The sequence below is a fragment of the Streptococcus sp. HMSC065C01 genome, from assembly GCF_001813525.1.
Classification (GTDB): domain Bacteria; phylum Bacillota; class Bacilli; order Lactobacillales; family Streptococcaceae; genus Streptococcus; species Streptococcus parasanguinis_V.
Genome location: NZ_KV812859.1, coordinates 287,523 through 308,282 on the forward strand (window position 1 = coordinate 287,523; position 20,760 = coordinate 308,282).

Sequence of the window (20,760 nt, forward strand, 5' to 3'; positions counted from 1 at the left end):
TTGTATCCTGATCTACCTTTTTTCCTCTATTTTTGATATACTCAAAGCATGCACAAACAAACGATTATTGATTTTAAAGAACTTGGATTGCGACACCTTTTCACCAAGCCCATAAAAGAATTAAAAACCAGAGACCTCGACCAAGTAGAGGCACTTCTTAAAGAAGTGGAAACTTACCAGGAGGCTGGTTTTTATGCTGTCGGCTATGTCAGCTATGAGGCAGCACCTGCATTTGAGAAAAAATTAGCTGTCCACCCTGCTCCTCTCATGGGAGAGTATCTCCTCTACTTCACTATCCACCAGGAGGTTGAAACCCTTCCTTTCCCAGAGGACTATGAAGCAGTGGACCTGCCAGCCAATTGGAAGGAAGAGGTCGAGGCTCCCGCTTACCAAGAAGCCATCAAGACTATCCATCACCACATCCGCCAGGGGGATACCTATCAGGTCAACTACACCGTCCAGCTTTCTCAAGAGCTAGAGGCGGATCCTCTCGCCATCTACAACCGACTAGTGGTAGAGCAGAAAGCTCATTACAATGCCTTCATCCAACATGATGATGTAGCCATCCTCTCCATTAGCCCTGAGCTCTTTTTTGAGCAAGACGACCGGCTACTGACCACTCGCCCTATGAAGGGAACGACACGCCGCGGGCTTACCAACCAAGCGGATCTCAAAGAGGCTGCTTGGCTAGAAGCCGATCCAAAAAATCGAGCAGAAAACATGATGATCGTCGACCTCCTCCGCAATGACATGAACCGGATTTCGGAGATTGGAAGTGAGCAGGTGACCCATCTCTGCCAAGTCGAGCAATACTCCACCGTTTGGCAGATGACCTCGACCATTGAAAGTCACTTACGAGCTGAGATCGACCTGGTCCAAACCTTCCGAGCTCTCTTTCCTTGTGGCTCGATTACAGGAGCACCAAAGATCTCCACTATGGAAATCATCCAAAAGACGGAGAAGGCTCCTCGAGGTGTCTACTGTGGAACGATCGGCATCCTTCTTCCAAAAGGGAAACGGATTTTTAATGTGGCCATCCGGACCCTTCAAATGCAGGGGGATCAAGCCATCTATGGCGTGGGAGGAGGCATCACTTGGGATAGCAAATGGGAAGGTGAATACCAGGAAACCAAGCAAAAATCGGCTGTCCTCTACCGACAAGAGTCTCACTTTGAGCTCCTGACGACCGGCCGCATCCACCAAGGAGAGTTGACTTTCTTAGACCAACATTTAACACGCTTGAGGGAAGCTAGTCGCTACTTTGCCTATCCTTATGATGAGTCGAAGCTCCTGAAAGAACTTCAAGAAGAGCTTGCTCATTTGGAGTCCAACCTTGATTATCGTTGTCGGATTGCCTTGCAAAAAAACGGGACCTTCCACCTAGAGATCACGGAGCTGACAGACTTGCCAGCTAGCTATCTACAGGCCCAACTGACAGAGCAGAAGCTTGATTTAGCGACGCCATTTACTTATTTCAAAACGAGTCAGAGAGACCATCTCAACCAGTCAGATCACGAGCAAATTTTCCATCTGCCAGACGGAACCTTGCTAGAGACGACGATTGGCAATCTGGTGCTGGAGATAGAGGGACAACTCTATACCCCACCAGCTCACCTCCCCTTACTCGATGGCATTTATCGGCGCCATCTTCTTGAGACCCAGCAGGTGGAAGAAAAACTCTTGACTCTGAACGATTTAACAGACGCTGATCGTATTTATGCCTGCAATGCTCTTCGTGGTCTCTACGAACTCGATTTTCAAAGAAAGGATTCCTGATGAAACTTATTTTTTTACATGGACTAGGGCAAGATGTCCTCTCTTGGCAAGGAGTCCAATTTGCACTTTCACCCTTGCACTCCAAAACTTTTGATATTTTCTCCCATCCAAAAGAAAGCTATCAGGAAGTCAAAGAAAGGTTGATGGAGCGCCTCCAGCAAGAAAGCGAACCCTTTATTCTGGTAGGACTCTCACTAGGTGGCGTGCTCGCTCTTGATCTCTCCAGACAAGACTTCCCGCAACTCAAGGGCTTAGTCCTTGTAGGAACACAATACAAACTTAACACCAATCCCCTCTATCGGCTCCAGATCCTTCTCTTTCGTCTACTTCCCAAGCATGTCTTTGAAAAACAAGATGCCAATAAACAACAGATGCTTCAAATCTTGACCGAATTAAAAGGGCTCAATTTAACCGATACCGTTAAAGCTTGCCCTCTTCCTAGCTTAGTTGTTTGTGGTAGCAGAGATTGGGCCAATCAATCTTCTTCTAAAAAATTGGCCAAGCTCCTGCCAAAAGGCCGCTATCAAGAAATTGCAGACGGAGGCCATCTACTCAATACCGAGAAACCCTATGAACTCGCGCAAGCCATCAAGGAGTTTGTCGCTGGGTTTTAAAATGAAGAGGCTAGCTTAAAAAACAGTTCCTCTTAATGTAGATAAAGTATTTTTTCATGTTATATAACTTAAAAAATCAAGAACTTTAAAGAAATGTTTATTTTTAAAGTTATGCATGAATTTCTTGAGGCTTTCCGCCGTGAGAAAAGTGCCTGAAACACAATTGTTTCAGGCACTCGGGAGTTTTGAGACCTTAGGCTCAAAACTAAGTCATGGAACTTCTTCGAAGTTCGCTGACGTCCGTACTCACCTAAGGAAAGCCTCTAGGAAAACTTAGTCTTAAAGTCACGGCTAACTTTTTAAAAGTTAGTCGTTTTTTTAGAAATATTTGAGAATTGCTTGATAGTTATTTGAAAAGCAAGCTGTATACTAAGAGTGTAAAGAAAACAACTAGTCATTTGGACGAAGGAGAAAACCATGGAAAAAGTATTAGAAATTTCCCATTTGAGTAAAAAATTTGGTCAACAATACGCCTTAAATGATGTGAATCTCACCATTCGCAAAGGCGACGTTTATGGCCTGATCGGTAAGAACGGGGCTGGGAAAACCACTCTCATCAAGATCATCACCCAGCTGATTCAAGAAACTGACGGAAGCGTCTCTCTCTTTGCTTCTACAAATCGCTCCCAGTGGACCCAAGCCTTGAAACGGGTTGGATCTGTCATTGAAAGTCCCGTGGCTCACAAGCATATGACCGCCTATCAAAACCTGGTCTACTATTGCAAGGCTCGCCATATTCCCAATCCCGACCAGGTCATCAAAGAAACCTTGAACTATGTTGGCCTGAATAATACGGGTAAGAAGAAATTCCGTGATTTTTCACTCGGGATGAAACAACGGTTGGGAATTGCGATTGCTCTCATTGCTAAGCCAGATTTCCTTATTCTGGACGAACCCATCAATGGCCTTGATCCAGTCGGAATCAAGGAATTCCGTCAGATGATCAAACGCCTCAATGATGAACTCGGCATGACCATCCTCATTTCCAGTCACATCCTCTCCGAACTCTATCTGGTTGCCAATCGCTTTGGCATTGTCGACCAAGGACGCCTGATCAAAGAAATTAGCAAGGCTGAATTCGAAGAACAAGGAGAAGACTACATCATCCTCAAGACAAGTCAGCTAGCCCTTGCGAGTCAACTGATCCAGGATCAACTCCATCACCGCATCAAGGTCATCGATAAGGATGGAGAAATCCATATCTTCGGACAGACTCACGATATTAAAGTCATTGTCAAAGCCCTCGTTCAAGCCGATATTGACGTGGACGAAATCTACTATGCCCGCCAAGATCTGGAAAAATTCTTTACGGACTTGGTAGACTAGTCCAATCACCGTCTTCCTCTATTACCTATCCCACATATTTCATTTAGGAGATTTATCATGTTGCATACCATTCAAGCAGATTTTTACAGACTTTTTCGCTCCAAAGGTTTTTGGATTACAGAAGCCATTCTCGTTCTCAACATCCTGTCTGGAGTCATCTTTGGAGCTACTGGCCACGTCGGCGTCAATACGGAATCCAAATTGCCCCAAGCGACCGAAGTTTGGACAGGCTTTAAAGCTTTGACCAACTACTCTTCCAGCATCAGTGTGACTATCCTCTTTACCATTATTGTCATCACCTTGGTCCTGGGAACAGACTTAACGCAAAACTTATACAAGAATAGTCTGGCCTATGGCGTTTCGCGCACCAGTTACTACTTTGCCAAAAGCGCCGTTGTTCTGACCATTGCTCTCTTCCAATTTCTTGTTTCTTATGGTCTCGTCTTCTTGATCGCGACGCTCTACAATGGACTTGGCACCATGCCAGAGCACTTCCTTGCTCATTTTGGACTGACCGTGCTGATTCAGTTCCTTTCCACCTTGGCTTGGGTCAGCATCATTTCCTTCCTTCTTTATGCCAGCCAATCCATCACCTTGGCCTTCGTTGGCTACTTCATTGGAAATATCCTCTTAAGCCTTCCTGCGCTCTTCCTTAAAGATATTGATATTCTCCACTATCTAAACTTGGAATTCCAATATTCCATGGTACAGAGCACAACAGCAACAACCAACACCCTCTCGATCGCCCTTGGATTCATCCTTGTTTTCGGCTTCCTAGGACTGGCTACTTTTAAACACAAAGATTTATAACAAAAAGACTTGAGCAGTGCTCAAGCCTTTTTTCTTAGTGTAATGGTCAAGATAAACCAGTCTGCCTCCGTTGCCAGTTGCAAGTCCCCGCCTAAGATCTCTACAAAATTTTGAATGATATAGAGACCCAAGCCAGATGACTCTTCTGTATCCGAGAGATTTTCAGAGTAGAATCGACTAGCCAATTGGTCTAAGTGCTGGATCGGTTGTTGCACAATATTGCGCAGCTCGACCCGAATCGTGTCTGCATCCGACATCAAGGTCAAACGGGCCTGCTCCTTTCCATGCTTGAGGACATTGCTGAGCATATTTTGCAAGAGGCGCTCCCAAAGCTCAGGATCCGTAGCATAATGAAGATGCTCTTCTAGCTCTACCTCTAAGGTAATCCCCGCCTCAGACAAGCTATCATAATACTGGAACAACTGCTGGGTTAAGACTTGACTGAGATTAACGTTTGAAATCCGAGGCTGAATAGCTCCCTCCATCAAGCGTCTGTATTCCAAGAGAGATTCCAAACGTTTTGAGACGACTTGAAGATTGGAAGCAATTTTCTTCAGCTTCTCCTCTTCCTGCGTCCCACCCTTAATGATTTGTTGGGTATAGCCCGACGCAATGGTCAAAGGTGTCCGAATATCGTGAGCAATATTACTGATGGCCATATCCAAGGTCTTTTTCTCTTGAAAGGCAATCCGATTGGTCCGCTCGATCTGATCAAAGAGATCACTGACCTGCTTGGTCAAGGCGACCAATTCTTTTTTTGAGAGCTGAGAGGTCAGCCGTACCCCACTTCCGCTTTGAAGTTTCTTTTGAATCTGCTCCTGCAAATCCTTTAAGGCAGAAAGCAAGCGAGCATAGCCCAAACCCAAGAGAAGGACAAGGACGACAAGAATTAGAACTAAAACCCACATTACTTGTCTCCTTTCAAGCGAACACCCAAGCCCCAGACCGTTTCAATATAGTCCTCATCTGGATCAAGCTGGGCAATTTTCTTTCGGAGATTGCTTAATTGAGCATTGAGGGTATTGTCTCCAGGCAGATAAACTTCTTCCCAGACCGCCTCATACAATTCTTCTTTGGTGAAAATCTTCTTTGGATGTGACAGCAAGGTCTCAAAAATTTGAAATTCTTTTTTGCCCAAGCGAAGCGTCTGTTCTCCGGACTCCAATTCAAAGGTTTCTGGATTTAAGACCAAATTCTTAAAGGATAGCTTTTGCGACGATTGAGCTTCCTGTGCTACCGTCGGTTGATTTCTCAACTGCACCGTCACCCGAGCCGCCACTTCGTCCAGATTAAAGGGCTTGACAATATAATCATTGGCACCTGCAAGGAGATACTGGCTAATGAGGTGTTTGTCTCCCAGAGCGGTCATCATGATAACCGGTGTTTGACTCTGCAAACGGATCTCCTCCAGGACCTGATCCCCATTCTTCCCTGGAAGCATGATATCCAGAAAGACCAAATCAACAGCTTCTTGCTGGAAGAGCCGCAGCCCTTCTGTACCTGAAAAAGCCTGAAGGACCTCATGATCTTCACTTAAGAGACTGTATAAAATTTCTTGGATATCATTATTATCCTCGATTAATAAAATCCGTGCCACTTGCCTCGCTCCTTTTTTCTTTTCTTGCGAAATCAGTTCTATTCCCCTAGCCTATCAAATAAAGGGACCTTCGTCAATGAAAATCTGATAAAATTCTATTGTCCCCAGGTAGATCTGCATGTTAGATCATCACAAGATGAACTTGACGATCCTTTCTTTCAAAGGGTATAATAGGACCAATGACACAATAGGGAGACTCATCTATGAAAAATCATGCTAAAACTAAAATCAGTCTTGTATCCATCCTTGTCATCCTGGGCGTTGCTGCAAGAATGATGCGAGTCATCCACCGCCAGCAAATCAGGGAGCAAAACAGACAAACCATCCAAACGACTAAAAAGGTTGCAGAGTTTCAGAAAACACTAGACGAGGAAGAAACGAAGAAACGCAACGAAACCTTCAACAAGATTTATAATGAATCCCTTGTTCGGACAAAATTTGAGAACTGGAAAAAAGTCGATGAACTTCATGGTTTGGGACAAAGAACTGGGCAATTTTATATCTATAACTTTGAAAAAAAAGAAGAGATTCTCTTAGAGAATACAGATCAAGCATTTGTTCTACCCATTCGATACAAGAGCGATAACATCACATTTCAGGCTATCTTTGCCCACAAGGACGGTCAGTGGCATATCCTAGAGCCAGACGGAAGTTCACAGTTGCAACTAGGAGCAGCCAACGTTTCCGCTGAATCTAAGTTTGTCATCGAGAATAATGTCTTAGATTACGACCAGTAAATCCGTAATAACTTGGCTAAACTACATACAAAAAGCTTAGGACCCCAGCTTGAAATTGGGATTCTAAGCTTTTTCGTTTATAGGAGAGAGTCGGCCAGCAAGTACCGAAAACTTTTATTCAACAGAAGCCCCATTGGTCGCAATGACTTCTTTGTACCAATAGAAGGATTTCTTACGTGAGCGCTCCAAGCTTCCCTTGCCTTCGTTGTCCCGGTCAACATAGATAAAACCGTAGCGCTTCTTCATTTCTCCTGTCCCGGCAGAGACCAGGTCAATACATCCCCAAGTTGTATAGCCCCAGAGGACAACGCCATCTTCGTTAATGGCATCCCGCATGGCCTTGATGTGAGCAGCCAGGTAGTCAATCCGGTAGTCATCCTCAATCTCCCCGTCTTCATTTGGGGTATCAACAGCGCCTAGTCCATTTTCTACAATAAACAGGGGTTTTTGATAACGATCCCAGATGGTGTTCAGCGTAATGCGGAGACCAAGAGGGTCAATCTGCCAACCCCATTCTGAACTTTCTAGGTAGGGGTTCTTCAGAGAGGCAAAGATATTGCCCGCTGTTTTCTCCCTTTCAGCTGGATCCCCTGAAGCGACTCGACTGGCATAGTAGGAGAAGGAAATAAAGTCCACTGTATGGTCTTTCAACAATTGCAGGTCCTGCTCCGTCATCTCAACCGTGATTCCCTGACGCTCCCACTCTTTCTTGGCATAGTTAGGGTATTCCCCACGCGCTTGCACATCGATGAAGAAATAGTTCTTGCGGTCTTCTTCTAGACCAGCCCAGACATCTCGTGGAGCACAGGTATGCGGATAGTTTTGCCCTGCTGCTAGCATACAGCCCACCTTATTGTTAGGATCAATCTCATGGGCTAGCTTGGTAGCAATGGCTGAAGCGACCAATTCATGGTGAGCCGCCTGGTATTTGACCTGCTCCTCATTCTCCCCTTCTTCAAAGCAGAGACCTGCTCCCATAAAAGGCGCATGAAGGATCATATTGATCTCATTAAAGGTTAGCCAGTAGTTGACCAAGCCCTTGTAGCGAGTGAAGAGGGTCCGGCAGAGTCGTTCATAACATTCCAACATCTTACGACTACGCCAACCTCCATACTCGGTAATCAAATGCATGGGACAGTCAAAGTGGGTAATGGTCACCAAGGGTTCAATGCCATACTTGTGGCACTCCTTAAAGAGGTCTTCATAGAACTGTAGACCTGCTTCATTCGGCTCTAGTTCATCTCCTTTAGGGAAGATCCGAGACCAGGCAATGGACAAACGATAGGTTTTAAAGCCCATTTCCCCAAAGAGCGCAATGTCTTCCTTGTAGCGATGGTACATATCAATGCCATCTTTAGCTGGATAAAAATAGCCTTCTTCAAAGTCGAACATCTTTTTCTGACCCGTAATAATGGCGTGACGATCAGGCCCAATCGGCACCACATCCACATTAGCCAAGCCACGGCCGTCTTCATTATAAGCTCCCTCACACTGGTTAGCAGCCGTCGCACCACCCCAAAGGAAACCATCTGGAAATTGAAGTTTGTCGGTCATCTCTCTACCTCACTTGATTTGATAGTTCTATTATACCCTTCTCTTTCCAAAAAATCCTACAAGATCCTATGAAAAACTGATACTATTCTAAGATTGTTTTTGTTCACGCGCAACACAAAAAGACCGGATAACTCCGATCTTTTTAAGTTCCACTCCAAGAACGTTTAAATTTTTTGATAATAGAATTACCTAGTTCATACGATAAAAATCAATCACTAAACCAGCTGGGCCTTTAACTAACAGGCTTTCGGTTCCCCAATCGGTTACAACTGGACCGTTTAAAACCTGTATACCAAGCTCTTTCAACCGTTTGTAGTTCTGGTCTACATCCTCAACCTCGATATGAAGAATGATTCCTGACTGAAAGTTTTCCAAAGGAACCAAATGATTTTGAGACAACATGAGACAGTGACTGCCAATCGTGAACTGAGCAAAACCGTCATCGGCATAGTCTGCCTTCTTATCCAAAATACGCTCCAAGCTAGCACAAACTTGGGTAACATCTGAAACGATAATATCTAATTGATTTAAATTCATTTCTTATCCTCCACAAAAAGACCGGATTGCTCCGATCTTTTTAAGTTCTGCTCTAAGAAAATCAAAGAATAAACAAGGCATCGAACCGCAGACAGTACTGGAATACAGCAAGGTGAAGATAACGCAGTTTACATTTGATTTTCCACGAGAGGAATTATTTGATTGCGCGTGATTGCAATCCTTCTTCTTCCAAGAAGAGGCGGAATGGTACGAGTTCTTCTGCTTCGTATTTTTCCTTGAAGGCTTTGATCGCTTCTTCTGAGTGTTGTTTTGGATCCAACTCAAGAACTTCTACTGGAAGTGGACGGTGTTGCGTGATGCGAGCATCGATGACAACTGTCTTACCTTCTTTGTTCAATTTAACAGCTTCAGCAACGACTGCGTCGATGTCTTCGATACGGTCAACTGTAAATCCAATAGCTCCTTGAGCTTCAGCGATTTTCGCATAGTCAGCATTAGGGAAGTCACAACCAAACAAATGTTTGTTTGTGTCTTCGTATTTGTCCTTGATGAAGGCATATTTACCATTTGAGAAGACAACGTTGATAACTGGAAGGTCGTATTGAACGTTTGTGATAACGTCTGGGTAGCACATGTTGAATGCACCGTCACCCATGATGTTCCATACTTGGCGATCTGGATTGTCTTTCTTAGCAGCGATACCACCAGGAAGGGCAATACCCATTGTCGCAAAGAGTGGAGATGTACGCCACATGTTCTTAGGTGTCATGTGAAGGTGACGAGTAGATGTTTGAGTAGTGTCACCGACGTCGATTGAATAGATAGCGTCTTGATCAGCATGTTTGTTGATTGCATTGTAAACTTGATACAATTGCAATTCACCCTCAGTTTTACCTTCGAGTTTGTTCATGTAATCACGCCAGTTTTGGTTATTCTTAACGTTTGCACGCCACCATGGAGTAGATTCAACTGGATTCACTTTATCAAGGATTGCTTTGGCTGCTTGACCTGCATCACCAAGAATTGAAGCGTCTAGGGCATGACGTTTACCAAGTTTGTAAGGGTCGATATCGACTTGGATGAATTTTTCAGTGTTCTTGAAGGCTTCGTAAACTTCAGCAAATGGGAAGTTTGAACCAAGGAAAAGAACAGTGTCTGCTTCAAAGACCACTTCGTTGGCTGGTTTCCAACCAACACGGTATGCAGAACCTGTCAAACCTTCGTAGTTCCATTCGAAGGCCTCGAAGTTTTTACCAGTTGTAATGATTGGTGCTTTAATTTTACGAGACAATTCAGTGATCACATCACCCGCACCAACTCCACCGAAACCAGCGTAGATCACTGGGCGTTCAGCATTGTTCAAGATTTCAACAGCTTTATCGATTTCCACTTCGTTCAAGGCAGGAGCGATAAAGTGACGTTCATAAGAACCTGATCCGTAGTAAGAGTTTTCGTCGATTTCTTGGAAACCAAAGTTTACTGGAATTTCAACAACGGCTGGACCTTTTTTAGAAACGGCAGCACGGCAAGCTTCATCGATTACTTTTGGCAATTGTTCTGCGTAAGCTACACGTTTGTTGTAAACAGCGATACCGTTGTACATTGGGTTTTGGTTCAATTCTTGGAAGGCATCCATGTTCAGCTCGTTGTTTGGACGTGATCCAAGAATGGCAAGGAATGGAGTGTTATCCATAGCTGCATCGTAAACACCGTTGATCAAGTGAGTCGCACCAGGTCCACCTGAACCAACTGCAACCCCGATAGAGCCACCAAATTTAGCTTGCATAACCGCTGCAAGAGCACCAGTTTCTTCGTGACGAACTTGCAAGAAACGGATATCTTTGTCTTCAGCCAAAGCGTCCATAAGTGAGCTAAGTGTTCCAGATGGGATACCGTAGATCGTATCTACGCCCCATGTTTTCAATACATTAAGCATTGCTGCAGATGCAGTAATTTTCCCTTGAGTCATTCTAACTCTCCTTTAATTCTATTTTGATCCCTTAAAATGCAGCATAGCGCTTCTACTTCATCTTTGCGATCATCTCGCCTTGAAAATGAGTTTTTTCTGACTTTTCTCATGAAAACGATTTACAAAACGATTACAGTATTAATTTATCACAAAGAGATTCACATGTATAAGGATCTGCTCAGAGATGCTCAATCCCTATTCCATAACAGATGCTCTTTTTGAGAAATTTTCACAAACTATCCTACAATAGGGTATTTTACTATAATTTGATACCTCCTCTTTTCCCTCGTCGCTCTAGGTAAAAGAGAAAAAGAGTGATACAGAATTCTGTACCACTTCTTATTTTCGTTAATCTATTTTCGCAACATTGAGAAGCAGCGAGCTAGTCAAAACAGACACAGAACTAAGGGCCATAGCAAGACCTGCTAGTTCTGGATTGAGGGTCAATCCCAGTCCTACAAAGACTCCAGCAGCAATTGGAATCCCAAGGATATTGTAGATAGAGGCCCAGAAGAGATTGAGTAAGATGCGACGGAAGGTCTTTTGACTCATGTCAAAGGCGCGCACAACGCCAAGCAAATCATTTTGCGTGAGCACGATGCCACCGGACTCGATCGCAATATCCGTTCCAGATCCCATAGCAATTCCGACATCGGCGATCGAAAGAGCTGGAGCATCATTGATCCCATCTCCCACAAAGGCTACCTTACTGCTTTCTTGCAGTTTTTGGATGGCGCTAGCTTTTTCTTGAGGAAGGACATCAGCAATGACGGTATCAATGCCCACTTGCTTAGCAATAGCTTGGGCCACCCGTTCATTATCCCCTGTTAACATGACCGTTTTCAAGCCCCGTTCTTTGAGCTTTTTGATCGCTTCTTTTGAGCTGGCCTTCGGAGCATCTTGAATGGCAATCAAGCCAATCACTTGCCCATCCACAGACAAACTGATCACTGTTTTGGCCTGCTCTTGCAACTCTACCATCCGTTTTTCAAGCTCCGGATCCATCAATGTCCCGTCATGAAGTTTGCCATTTCCCAAGGTCACCAACTGCTGGTCGATCTGACCTTGGACCCCTTTTCCTTCAATCGCTTGGAAGTTTTCCACAGGGGTTAGCACCAAACCTTTTTCTTCTGCTCGTGATAAGACCGCTTGCGCTAGGGGATGTTCTGAAAAAGTTTCAAGACTAGCAGCCAGTGTCAAGACACGCGCTTCATCTCCTACAACATCGGTTACAAGTGGTTGGCCAATGGTAATAGTCCCTGTCTTATCAAACACAACGGTTTGAATCTTTTGCACTTCTTGAAGAACTGTTCCATTTTTAATCAGAACCCCCATCTTGGCACTACGGCCGGTTCCGACCATCAGGGCAGTCGGCGTCGCCAAACCAAGGGCACAAGGACAGGCAATAATGAGGACAGAGACTGCATAGAGCATGGCCTCTTGAAGCGACGCGCCCAGAAGCACGGACCAAACCCAGAAAGTCGCAATGGCCAAAATCGTCACCACTGGAACAAAGATACCTGAAATCTTATCCGTTAAATCTTGAATGGGAGCACGACTGGATTGGGCCATTTTGACAAAGTCCACAATTTGAGATAAGAGGGTCTCACTACCGACTTTTTCAGCCTTAAAGAGAATGGTCCCATTGCTGTTGATAGTGGAGCCGATAACTGCATCACCAACTGATTTTTCCACAGGCAAGCTTTCACCTGTCACCATCGACTCATCAATGGTCGTACTTCCTTCTACAATCGTCCCATCAACCGCAATCTTTTCCCCAGGACGGACCCGAATCAAGTCATCAATTTGGATATCTTCTGCCGCCACCTCGACATAGTTCCCATCACGGAGAACTTGAGCCGTTTTTGCCTGCAAATCCAACAACTTTTCCACAGCCTCGGAGGCATTGTTACGCATCCGTTCTTCAAAGATTTGCCCTAAGAGGATAAAGAAGATGATAAAACCCGCAGCCTCAAAGTATACTGGCTGACCAGTAAAAAGGGCAAATACACTATAGACATAGGCTACCAGGGTTCCAAGAGCTACCAAGGTATCCATATTGGAATGGTGCTTCTTAAATGAGGCCCAGGCACTCTTGATAAAAGGAACTCCTGCCACTAGCATAATCGGCGTTGTCGCTAGAAAAGTCCCCCAGCGACTGACTGGATGGGATACAAATCCTGCCATCATCCCGATCATCAAGATCAATAAGGGAAGGGTAAAGATACTAGTAATCCAAAAGCGACCCAGTAAACCTAAGACACGACGGCGTTTTTCCACAACCGTGTAGGAACCCTTTTGCATCTTCATTCCACATGAAAACTCGAAGTCCCCTGTTTCTGTCGGGGTAAAAGATATGACCTTATCCACACCGACTTCCAAAGGCTCTAAAATCCCCTGATCTTCAAACAAAATTTCCTTGTAACAGCCGGAAGGATTGACCCGATGGAAGGTGATTTCAGCAGGGATCCCTTTTTGAAGTTGAAATTCCTTTGGACTATAGCCTTTTTCTGCTGTAATACGGATCTTTTGCACTCCGTTTTCCACAACTGCTTTTTGTTTTTCTACCATACCTACTCCTTTATTCCACAATCATGTGACCATGCATCATGTTCATTCCACATGAATACCCATATTCGCCCGCTTTTTCTGGCGTAATTTCAATGACATGTTTTTCACCTAAAGGCAAATCTTCATGAACGCCAAAATCTGGAAAGATCACTTGAGCCAGACATGAAGATGGATCCTTGCGATTAAAGATGATCCGGGCTGGAACATTCTTTTTCAGGACAATGGTTTCAGGCGAATAGCCCCCCATAACTTCGACTTCAATTTCTTGATAACCTGATTTCTGACGAGCGTGGCCGCTTACCTTTTCATGTTCTGCAAAGAACCACCAAGCAATAAAAGCAACCCCAAGTAAACAAACAATACTAATTAACAATCCAAACATTAAAATTCCTTCTTTCTATTACATACAATTGCAAGGGACTGTTTCGACAGCCTCAGCTTTCTTATCTTCGAGGACTTGTTGTAGCTGATTAAGATCTGCTAGCGTAAAGTCACTCGCCTGAATCAAGTTTTCAAGCACCTGGACAATCCTTTTTGAGCAAACCTTGTCTTTCACATCCTCAACCACCAAGTCTATACTTTGGTCCTGCGTCAACAGAGCCGAGTAGACAAAGGCTTTGCCAGATTTTTCTCTAGTCAAGCACCCCTTTTCAACCAAGCGCGTCAAGAGGGTTTTGATCGTCGACTTGGACCAGTCAAAGCGCTCGGACAAGACGGCGATCAAATCCGTGCTGGTCTGCTTGCCTTCCATCCAGATAATCTTCATGATGCGCCATTCCGCATTGGAAATTTGCATGGCTTCTCCTTTCTAAATCTACATTTGTAAATCTTATGACGCTATTTTACACCTAAGATTTACATTTGTCAACCAAAAGTTTTAAAAAAAACAAATCTTCCTTTGAAGATTTGTCTGATTGGGCTTTTTTCACTCCCTATTTTTATCTCTATACTATCTCCTGCAGAGCTTGGGCTAGGATGCGATACCCGGCCACACTTAGATGGAGGCCATCTATCGTATAGGCTTCTGCTAACTGCCCCACTTCATCCAATAAAGACGAATACACATCGACATAGCTGACCTGGTGGTAGGCCTGGGCCAATTCGCGATAGGCCTGGTTGAGGGCCTGAATTTTTTCATTGGTCCGCACATAGACCTTTTGTTTGTAGCGCTCATCTCGACTCACCGGTAGAACCGAGATCAGGTTGATGTGGGTCAGCGGAAAGTCCCGCATAATTGCTTGTAAGACCGCTTCTACATTGTCTAAGGTTTCCTTTTGAGGAATTTCTTTTCCGATATCATTGGTCCCGATCAAGAGAAAGATCTGATCCACCGCCGTTCCAAAGACATGGGCGTCTAGATGCTCACGAAGGAGATCCGTCTTATAGCCTCGCACTCCTCGATTGACCATGTGTTTGGGACTTTGTAATAGTTCATGAATGGGGAAATACTCCACGATGGAGTCTCCGATAAAGATCAAACCAGGCTCCTTCAGAGGGGCTTGATTAAGTTCCCGATAGGTTGTTATGATTTTCTCCTGCTCCTTTAAGAGCCAGTCTTCTAACAGTTGTACCGCCATCTAATTCTTTCCTTTCACTTGTTCCCAGGGGGTCAATCCTAGATACTCTTCGATCACCTGGTAGACACCACCTTCCTGATGAGTCGGTGCTAGATGTTTGGCAACAGCCTTGACAGCTTCTTCTGCATTGGCCACCGCATAGGAGTGACCAGCCATTTCAAGCATTTCGATGTCGTTTCCGCTATCCCCAAAGGCCATGACCTGACTAGCATCGAGCTGCCATTTCTCCATTAATTGAGCCAGTCCCCAAGCCTTGTGAATACCTGCTTGTAAGAGATCCATGCTGCCAAAACCGCTCGAAACCGCCATGAGCTGATCTCCAAAAGCCTGTTGGACTTCCTGACTCACTTGATCAAGACGATCCAAGCCAACCACCAAGCTCATTTTAAGCACCTGGTCAAACAAATCGGCTGTCAATTCCGGAACAAACTTCATTCGCTTGTACAAGGCTTCAATCACTTCCGGCTGCATGAATTTTTCAACTTCTGTAAAGACCGTGCCTTCCTTGACAAAGCCACCATTGACAGCTGATACAACCAATTGATCTGAAATTTCCCGGCCCTTAAAATAAGCAAGAACCGCCTCCACCAATTCCCGATCCCAGAATTTTCCTAGAACCATCTGGTCATTCTCAAAAATCCGAGCTCCGTTGGCGACGACCAGGGTCACCCGCTTGACCAAGGGACCCAAGAGCTGGCGCATGCGATGGATTTCATTTCCCGTCGCAATGACAAAGCGAATCCCTTTTTGATCCAAGTGGTCCAACAGCCTTTCCAGACGCGGAAGGTCCACCTCTCCTCGCCCATCTAATAAGGTTCCATCCATATCTGTTGCGATTAACTTAATCATACAATCTAACCTTTTCCCTTTCAAAAGGTGCAAATTATCTATTCCCATTATACCACAGATCAAGCAAGTCAAAACCACCCGTGAAAACAGGTGGCTTCCTCTTGGGCTGAAAGTTGTTACTGATGGCCAAAGGATCTTATAAATATAAGCCCTTTTCTACACTTTCATGAACCAACTCTTCCGTCAGTTTCCATAATTCTTCCGATTCACTTTTTATAAATTTTTTCTTTTCTAATACCATCTCTGAACGGATATGATCAGGATTATAATTGACTTCTGATACTTCCAAGTGATTGATCAGTGGTACCAATGCATCAATCACTCTTGCATATCTTGCCTCAGGACTCTGCCCTTTTTCAAACTCCAACCACGAATTTTTCATATTCACATATGTTGCTTCTGGAAGGAGGCTCATTGTTTTTTCTATAGATTCTAGCTCTCTATCATGAGCATGAAGCTTTTTTTCATCATCAAACACCCAAGTATCTCCAGCATAAATCTCACCTAAATCATGGATCAGTAACATAGAAATCACCTTTTCCATATTCAATTTTTCAGGATAATAATCTTGAAGAACCATCGCAGCTATCGCGCCCTGCCAGGAATGCTCGGCACTATTTTCAAACCGTCCATCAAGGGTTCTATTAAACCTTGTTACTGACTTTAATTTCTCGATTTCTTTAATAAATGCAACTGTCTGATTCAAATCACTCATGGCGACTCCAACCTCCCTATTCGAAATTACGACTATCATACCAAAAATCAGGTTTTCCATAAATGAATTCCCGTATTTGCAAAAAGAAAAAGTCCCCATTTTTCGGAGCACCTTCCTTTTTCTAACAAGACTACAAAGGCAAGCAAAAAAGCTAACCAGTCTTTACCGGTTAGCTTCTATTTTTCACCCAACAAAGGCCCAAATAATGGAAATCAGCACTGCTGGAAGGAGATTGGCGACCTTGATTCGTTTGCCCCAGATGAGGTTGATCCCTACACAGAGAATGAGGCTGGAGCCAACTAGGGACAGATTCGAAAGGGCTTGTGAAGTCATGATCGGTGCGATCAAATGGGCCAACAGCGTGATCAAACCTTGAAGGATCACAAGTGGTACCACTGCAAAGATCGCGCCCTTTCCTTTTGAAACGGTCAAGACCAGAACGATAACCATATCGAGAATAGCTTTGGCCAACAAGGTCGAGGTGTCGCCTGTCAAGCCATCCTGGACAGCTCCGACCACCGCCATAGCCCCGATACAAATGGTCAAGGCCGTGGTCATAAAGGCATCGACAAAGCTGGTATCGCTTTGGTTGCCCGTCTTTTCCTTCAGCCAGCTTCCCAGGCGCTCAAAGCCCTCCTCAATCTTCAAGAGTTCCCCGATAACGGTCCCGATCACTAGACTCAGAATCAACATCATACTTCCGTGACTTTCCACATGACTTCCATGCACCACCAGCATCTTTTCCAAGGTCCCTGCAATGCCCAAGACAAAAACAGCAACTCCTGTCACTTTCAGAAGGGTCTCATGAAAATCTTCTGACAAACGTTGACCGATGAGCAATCCTAAAAGCCCACCAAATACGACCCCTAAGGCATTATAGAGGGTCCCTAAACCGATCATTTACAAACTCCTTCGTTCATTTCTCATTCTTTTTCAATTTCTTTCAAAGACCAATGCCCCGTCTCTTCATACTGGTCAATCAAGTCCTTGGCTGTTTGCGTAATCTCCTCAGGATAATGTAAGCTTTCTAGGGTATTGACCGCATTCTTGGTCACGGCTGACCCTGGCTTGATCTGGTAGTCAAAGACGATCTTGCCATCCACATAGCGGCTATCAAAATGGTAATTATCATTGACTTCACCGGAGGCCGCGACCAGCTCAATATCATGGCTGGAAATCATGTAGAGACAGTTTTGGGCAGCCAACCAGCGGACAATTCCAAGGCCTGATCCGATCCGCTCGATGGTATTGGTCCCCTTAAAGAGCTCGTCAATAAAGAAATAGTGAAAACCAGGATCGTTCAAATGCTGAATCATACGCAAAATAGCTTTACTTTCAGTGATAAAGTAGCTATCTCCAACTTCAATATCATCGCTCACATCCATAGCCGTTAGGACATGACCGTAAGGCAGGGCAAAGCTTTCTCCATAGGCAAAGCCCAGCCCTTGAGCCAGAATAGCATTGATAGCGACGGTCTTCAAATAGGTTGATTTCCCAGACGCATTGTCCCCACTGATGACCATATTTTTTTGAAAATGCACATCATTTGCAATCGGATTGGACAGCAAGGGATGATAGAGCGTCTCACCTTCAATCCCACCCGTCTCTGTAAAGACTGGCTGACAGACCACTTCTAGATCCCGCTTATGGCGCAAGAGACTTATAGCGACTTCCATCTCCCCTAGCAGATCCAGAAGTTTCTGGGCCTCTTTTTGATAAGCCTTCACCTGATTGTAAATATAAACCTGAGCGATCTGCGGGAGTAAAAAGAGGACATTGAGGTAGAGGAGAATAATTTCCATCTCAGAAGTCCCCGTTGGACTCTGCAAGACACTGGCAATGATCCGCGTTTTCTTAAAGGGTTTGACCGCCTGCTTGAGTTCTTCTTGTTGTGGCAAGGCTAGATGGCTCAAGCGTTCTGCCGAAGCAAAGATGCGGACCAGATAACTAACATTGTCCAGACGGATTTTATTAGACCAATTGCGCAAACTTGAAAAGACGATATTAAAGACCACACTGATCACCAAGAGGGTAATCGCCCCAACTGGCTCAAAGGGGATGGCAAAGAGACAGAGGATTGGAAGACAGGCCAAGGCTATATAGAGGGGCAAACCTGCATAATGCTTGCCAGGATTTGCGACAATGCTACGCGCCATGTTGTGATTCTTCTTACCCAGTTGGTTGAAAATGACCTGGACCTTGAGCCGCAAATCCGGATGCTCTTCAAAGAAGGCTTCTAAGTCATGAAGCTGATCCTGAGGCTGGAATTCCAGCAGGCGCATTTTGTGATAGAGAGCTTCTGCCCCAAGGCTCGATTGGGTGTAATTGAGCTGATCAAAGACCGCATCCAAAGCCAAATCATGCCAGGTCTGATCATCCACTTGGCTATCGATCGTCCTTCCCTTAGCTGGATAAGCCAGACTGTCTATCAAACTTTCTTCTGTATCTTTCTTACGAAAGAAAGGCGCCCCGTCCCAAGCCTTCTTCAGCTTTTGCTTGAGGCGAATGGCCGTGAGAAATTTGGTTGCCCAAATCACCACGATCAATCCTAGGATCCCTAGCGGAATCCAGTTTACATTTCCTTCCATACTCTATTCCTTTCCACTCTGAGGCCAATCCAAGTGAACATGTTCCTTCATTTCTCGGTAAGCCGTGTCCACTCTCTCCTTGGTCTCCTCATCCAGCTTGTCGCGGTACTTGCCACCCTGGATAAAATCTTCCAAGATATAGGTCTGGTACTTGTACAAGTCATAGCCTTCAGGAGAATAGGTTCCCTTCGGAGTCCGACTGACCCAGGTTGGATGAGCAGTAGCCGTCTTAATCCGTGTCTTGCGACCAACCTTTTCGATGGTCACATCCATCAAGACCCCTCGCTCTGTCCATTGGGCAGTCTCCACATCTCCCATGGTTTCCAGACGCTGATTGGACAGGAAATTCCCCATCGAATAGATGATGAGCTTGTTTTGACCATCTTTATTGACCACTTCAGCAGGCTCTACAACATGGGGATGCCCACCAAAGACGATATCAGCTCCCCAAGAAACCATCTTATGATAGAGCTCTTTTTGCTCTTCTGTCGGCTCCAATTGGTACTCAATTCCCATTTGGGGCATGACAATGGTAATATCGGCCTCTTGCTCCGCCTTTTGGATCTCCGCCTTCATCCGCTCTTCATCCAGATCAGACAAGACATCTGCTTGCTCCTCTGGAGTAAGGGTCGTTTCCATTCCATTAAACCCATAAGCGTAGGCTAGAATAGCAATCTTGATGCCATTCACTTCCTTGATCACCAAGGGGGCCTGCCCTCTCTTTTCATGCGTGTATACACCGACAGGTGTGATGCCTGCATCTTCAAAGGCCTTAGCTGTCGAATAGACTCCTTCTAGACCTGAATCCAAGATATGGTTGTGTCCCAAATCCATGACATCATAACCAGCATCCTTGATGGCTGGTACGACTTCGCTCGGCGCATTAAAAAGAGGATATCCTGACAAATAATAATTGGGGTTAATGGTTCCCTCAAAATCACCCAAGGCTAGATCCGCCTTTTGTAGCCAGGGTTTGACATACTCATAATTCTCATGAAAATCATAGGTCCCATCTTCTTTTTGCGCGCTCATATAGACCAAATCATGATAGAGCTGATCTCCATTGGCCATGATCCGAGCTGTATGAGGAATCTGATCAGCCGGTGTCTTGGCCTTGTACACAACCTCTGGCCGTTCCGTTGCGGTGATCGGAAAGCCTTGGAATTTTTGCACCCATAAGATAGCATTGGCCACGATGAAAACAACAGACAAGAGCACATAGACAAACTGTTCATTGGTCAGCTGAATCTTTGAGAAGAGACGATCAAAAGCCCAATCAAAGGCCGCCGATAGTTCTTTTCCCATCGTTTTGATGGTCCCTTTCACACTCTCCCACTTCTCTAACATTCCTACCTCTTCTTCCTACCTAGTTTCTCCAATGATCCGCCAACAGATTGAGCTGTCATTGAAATACTTTCTCTTCATTGTATCACAAATTTCCAGAGGAGAATAAAAGTTCTGCAAAACAGAACTTCTAAATGATTTGATATTAAAAGAATGGTTTCTTCAAAGCAGAAAACATCATCACGATTTTCAACTGATGCAAGCATCTACTGAAACTTTCCGCTGTGAGAAAAGT

General features: G+C 44.8%; 19 protein-coding genes. 5 read left to right on the forward strand and 14 right to left on the reverse strand.

All coding sequences use genetic code 11. The features are described from left to right. Nucleotides 1–48 precede the first annotated feature (48 nt). The 4 genes from pabB (at nucleotide 49) to HMPREF2918_RS09915 (ending at nucleotide 4,526) form a co-directional block, all read left to right on the forward strand. Nucleotides 49–1,776: an aminodeoxychorismate synthase component I gene (gene pabB / locus HMPREF2918_RS09900; RefSeq protein WP_070595482.1), complete on the forward strand. Its 1,728-nt coding sequence runs from the start codon at nucleotides 49–51 to the stop codon at nucleotides 1,774–1,776. Then, nucleotides 1,776–2,390: an alpha/beta fold hydrolase gene (locus HMPREF2918_RS09905; RefSeq protein WP_070595483.1), complete on the forward strand. Its 615-nt coding sequence runs from the start codon at nucleotides 1,776–1,778 to the stop codon at nucleotides 2,388–2,390. Before pabB ends, HMPREF2918_RS09905 begins: the two co-directional genes overlap by 1 nt. 417 nt (nucleotides 2,391–2,807) lie before the next feature. After that, complete coding sequence (locus HMPREF2918_RS09910; protein WP_031574611.1) at nucleotides 2,808–3,716, forward strand: ABC transporter ATP-binding protein; 909 nt, start codon at nucleotides 2,808–2,810, stop codon at nucleotides 3,714–3,716. 57 nt (nucleotides 3,717–3,773) lie between these two features. Continuing rightward, nucleotides 3,774–4,526 (forward strand): ABC transporter permease, encoded by a 753-nt coding sequence (locus HMPREF2918_RS09915; protein ID WP_006595651.1) that lies wholly within the window; start codon nucleotides 3,774–3,776, stop codon nucleotides 4,524–4,526. A 20-nt stretch (nucleotides 4,527–4,546) separates the two neighbouring features. On the opposite strand, the gene HMPREF2918_RS09920 is transcribed toward HMPREF2918_RS09915, so the two are convergent. After that, a complete protein-coding gene (locus HMPREF2918_RS09920; RefSeq protein WP_070595484.1) occupies nucleotides 4,547–5,434 on the reverse strand; it encodes a sensor histidine kinase in 888 nt (295 codons plus the stop codon). After that, complete coding sequence (locus HMPREF2918_RS09925; protein ID WP_070595486.1) at nucleotides 5,434–6,123, reverse strand: response regulator transcription factor; 690 nt, start codon at nucleotides 6,121–6,123, stop codon at nucleotides 5,434–5,436. The genes HMPREF2918_RS09920 and HMPREF2918_RS09925 overlap by 1 nt, the downstream gene beginning before the upstream one ends. Before the next feature lie 203 nt (nucleotides 6,124–6,326). On the opposite strand from HMPREF2918_RS09925, the gene HMPREF2918_RS09930 reads away from it, so the two are divergent. Further along, on the forward strand, nucleotides 6,327–6,860 hold the full coding sequence (locus HMPREF2918_RS09930; protein ID WP_070595487.1) for a hypothetical protein: 534 nt from the start codon (nucleotides 6,327–6,329) through the stop codon (nucleotides 6,858–6,860). A 114-nt stretch (nucleotides 6,861–6,974) separates the two neighbouring features. Here HMPREF2918_RS09930 and HMPREF2918_RS09935 read toward each other — a convergent pair whose 3' ends face one another. The 12 genes from HMPREF2918_RS09935 to HMPREF2918_RS09990 all read right to left on the reverse strand — a co-directional run bounded on the left by HMPREF2918_RS09935 (nucleotide 6,975) and on the right by HMPREF2918_RS09990 (nucleotide 20,528). Beyond that, nucleotides 6,975–8,414, reverse strand: a complete 1,440-nt coding sequence (locus tag HMPREF2918_RS09935; RefSeq protein WP_070595490.1) for a 6-phospho-beta-glucosidase — start codon at nucleotides 8,412–8,414, stop codon at nucleotides 6,975–6,977. Between the two features lie 189 nt (nucleotides 8,415–8,603). Then, nucleotides 8,604–8,951, reverse strand: coding sequence for a VOC family protein (locus HMPREF2918_RS09940; protein ID WP_070595492.1), 348 nt, complete (start codon nucleotides 8,949–8,951; stop codon nucleotides 8,604–8,606). A gap of 154 nt (nucleotides 8,952–9,105) precedes the next feature. Next, nucleotides 9,106–10,881, reverse strand: coding sequence for a pyruvate oxidase (gene spxB, locus HMPREF2918_RS09945; RefSeq protein ID WP_070595494.1), 1,776 nt, complete (start codon nucleotides 10,879–10,881; stop codon nucleotides 9,106–9,108). 348 nt (nucleotides 10,882–11,229) lie between these two features. Then, nucleotides 11,230–13,452: a heavy metal translocating P-type ATPase gene (locus tag HMPREF2918_RS09950; protein ID WP_070595495.1), complete on the reverse strand. Its 2,223-nt coding sequence runs from the start codon at nucleotides 13,450–13,452 to the stop codon at nucleotides 11,230–11,232. 10 nt (nucleotides 13,453–13,462) lie between these two features. Then, nucleotides 13,463–13,834, reverse strand: a complete 372-nt coding sequence (locus HMPREF2918_RS09955; protein WP_070595497.1) for a cupredoxin domain-containing protein — start codon at nucleotides 13,832–13,834, stop codon at nucleotides 13,463–13,465. Between the two features lie 18 nt (nucleotides 13,835–13,852). Continuing rightward, nucleotides 13,853–14,248: a CopY/TcrY family copper transport repressor gene (locus HMPREF2918_RS09960; protein ID WP_070595499.1), complete on the reverse strand. Its 396-nt coding sequence runs from the start codon at nucleotides 14,246–14,248 to the stop codon at nucleotides 13,853–13,855. 148 nt (nucleotides 14,249–14,396) lie between these two features. Next, nucleotides 14,397–15,029, reverse strand: a complete 633-nt coding sequence (locus tag HMPREF2918_RS09965) for an SGNH/GDSL hydrolase family protein (RefSeq protein WP_070595501.1) — start codon at nucleotides 15,027–15,029, stop codon at nucleotides 14,397–14,399. Further along, a complete protein-coding gene (locus HMPREF2918_RS09970; protein WP_049474138.1) occupies nucleotides 15,030–15,878 on the reverse strand; it encodes a Cof-type HAD-IIB family hydrolase in 849 nt (282 codons plus the stop codon). Between the two features lie 136 nt (nucleotides 15,879–16,014). Then, nucleotides 16,015–16,593 carry an HD domain-containing protein gene (locus HMPREF2918_RS09975; protein WP_070595557.1) on the reverse strand — a complete coding sequence of 193 codons (579 nt, stop codon included), beginning with the start codon at nucleotides 16,591–16,593 and terminating at the stop codon, nucleotides 16,015–16,017. A gap of 183 nt (nucleotides 16,594–16,776) precedes the next feature. Beyond that, nucleotides 16,777–17,493: a DUF554 domain-containing protein gene (locus HMPREF2918_RS09980; RefSeq protein ID WP_070595503.1), complete on the reverse strand. Its 717-nt coding sequence runs from the start codon at nucleotides 17,491–17,493 to the stop codon at nucleotides 16,777–16,779. A 23-nt stretch (nucleotides 17,494–17,516) separates the two neighbouring features. Then, entirely contained in the window at nucleotides 17,517–19,181 is a 1,665-nt protein-coding gene (locus HMPREF2918_RS09985; protein ID WP_070595505.1) for a MutS-related protein, read from the reverse strand. A gap of 3 nt (nucleotides 19,182–19,184) precedes the next feature. Further along, on the reverse strand, nucleotides 19,185–20,528 hold the full coding sequence (locus HMPREF2918_RS09990) for a CapA family protein (protein ID WP_049490825.1): 1,344 nt from the start codon (nucleotides 20,526–20,528) through the stop codon (nucleotides 19,185–19,187). Nucleotides 20,529–20,760 lie beyond the last annotated feature (232 nt).

Bases quoted from the DNA above. Each gene is read 5' to 3' on its own strand.
- HMPREF2918_RS09905 (WP_070595483.1), top strand. From the start codon at position 1,776: ATGAAACTTATTTTTTTACATGGACTAGGGCAAGATGTCCTCTCTTGG.
- pabB (WP_070595482.1), top strand. From the start codon at position 49: ATGCACAAACAAACGATTATTGATTTTAAAGAACTTGGATTGCGACAC.
- HMPREF2918_RS09950 (WP_070595495.1), bottom strand. From the start codon at position 13,452: ATGGTAGAAAAACAAAAAGCAGTTGTGGAAAACGGAGTGCAAAAGATC.
- HMPREF2918_RS09980 (WP_070595503.1), bottom strand. From the start codon at position 17,493: ATGATCGGTTTAGGGACCCTCTATAATGCCTTAGGGGTCGTATTTGGT.
- HMPREF2918_RS09960 (WP_070595499.1), bottom strand. From the start codon at position 14,248: ATGCAAATTTCCAATGCGGAATGGCGCATCATGAAGATTATCTGGATG.
- HMPREF2918_RS09965 (WP_070595501.1), bottom strand. From the start codon at position 15,029: ATGGCGGTACAACTGTTAGAAGACTGGCTCTTAAAGGAGCAGGAGAAA.
- HMPREF2918_RS09975 (WP_070595557.1), bottom strand. From the start codon at position 16,593: ATGAGTGATTTGAATCAGACAGTTGCATTTATTAAAGAAATCGAGAAA.
- HMPREF2918_RS09915 (WP_006595651.1), top strand. From the start codon at position 3,774: ATGTTGCATACCATTCAAGCAGATTTTTACAGACTTTTTCGCTCCAAA.
- HMPREF2918_RS09935 (WP_070595490.1), bottom strand. From the start codon at position 8,414: ATGACCGACAAACTTCAATTTCCAGATGGTTTCCTTTGGGGTGGTGCG.
- spxB (WP_070595494.1), bottom strand. From the start codon at position 10,881: ATGACTCAAGGGAAAATTACTGCATCTGCAGCAATGCTTAATGTATTG.
- HMPREF2918_RS09990 (WP_049490825.1), bottom strand. From the start codon at position 20,528: ATGTTAGAGAAGTGGGAGAGTGTGAAAGGGACCATCAAAACGATGGGA.
- HMPREF2918_RS09970 (WP_049474138.1), bottom strand. From the start codon at position 15,878: ATGATTAAGTTAATCGCAACAGATATGGATGGAACCTTATTAGATGGG.
- HMPREF2918_RS09930 (WP_070595487.1), top strand. From the start codon at position 6,327: ATGAAAAATCATGCTAAAACTAAAATCAGTCTTGTATCCATCCTTGTC.
- HMPREF2918_RS09910 (WP_031574611.1), top strand. From the start codon at position 2,808: ATGGAAAAAGTATTAGAAATTTCCCATTTGAGTAAAAAATTTGGTCAA.
- HMPREF2918_RS09940 (WP_070595492.1), bottom strand. From the start codon at position 8,951: ATGAATTTAAATCAATTAGATATTATCGTTTCAGATGTTACCCAAGTT.
- HMPREF2918_RS09920 (WP_070595484.1), bottom strand. From the start codon at position 5,434: ATGTGGGTTTTAGTTCTAATTCTTGTCGTCCTTGTCCTTCTCTTGGGT.
- HMPREF2918_RS09955 (WP_070595497.1), bottom strand. From the start codon at position 13,834: ATGTTTGGATTGTTAATTAGTATTGTTTGTTTACTTGGGGTTGCTTTT.
- HMPREF2918_RS09985 (WP_070595505.1), bottom strand. From the start codon at position 19,181: ATGGAAGGAAATGTAAACTGGATTCCGCTAGGGATCCTAGGATTGATC.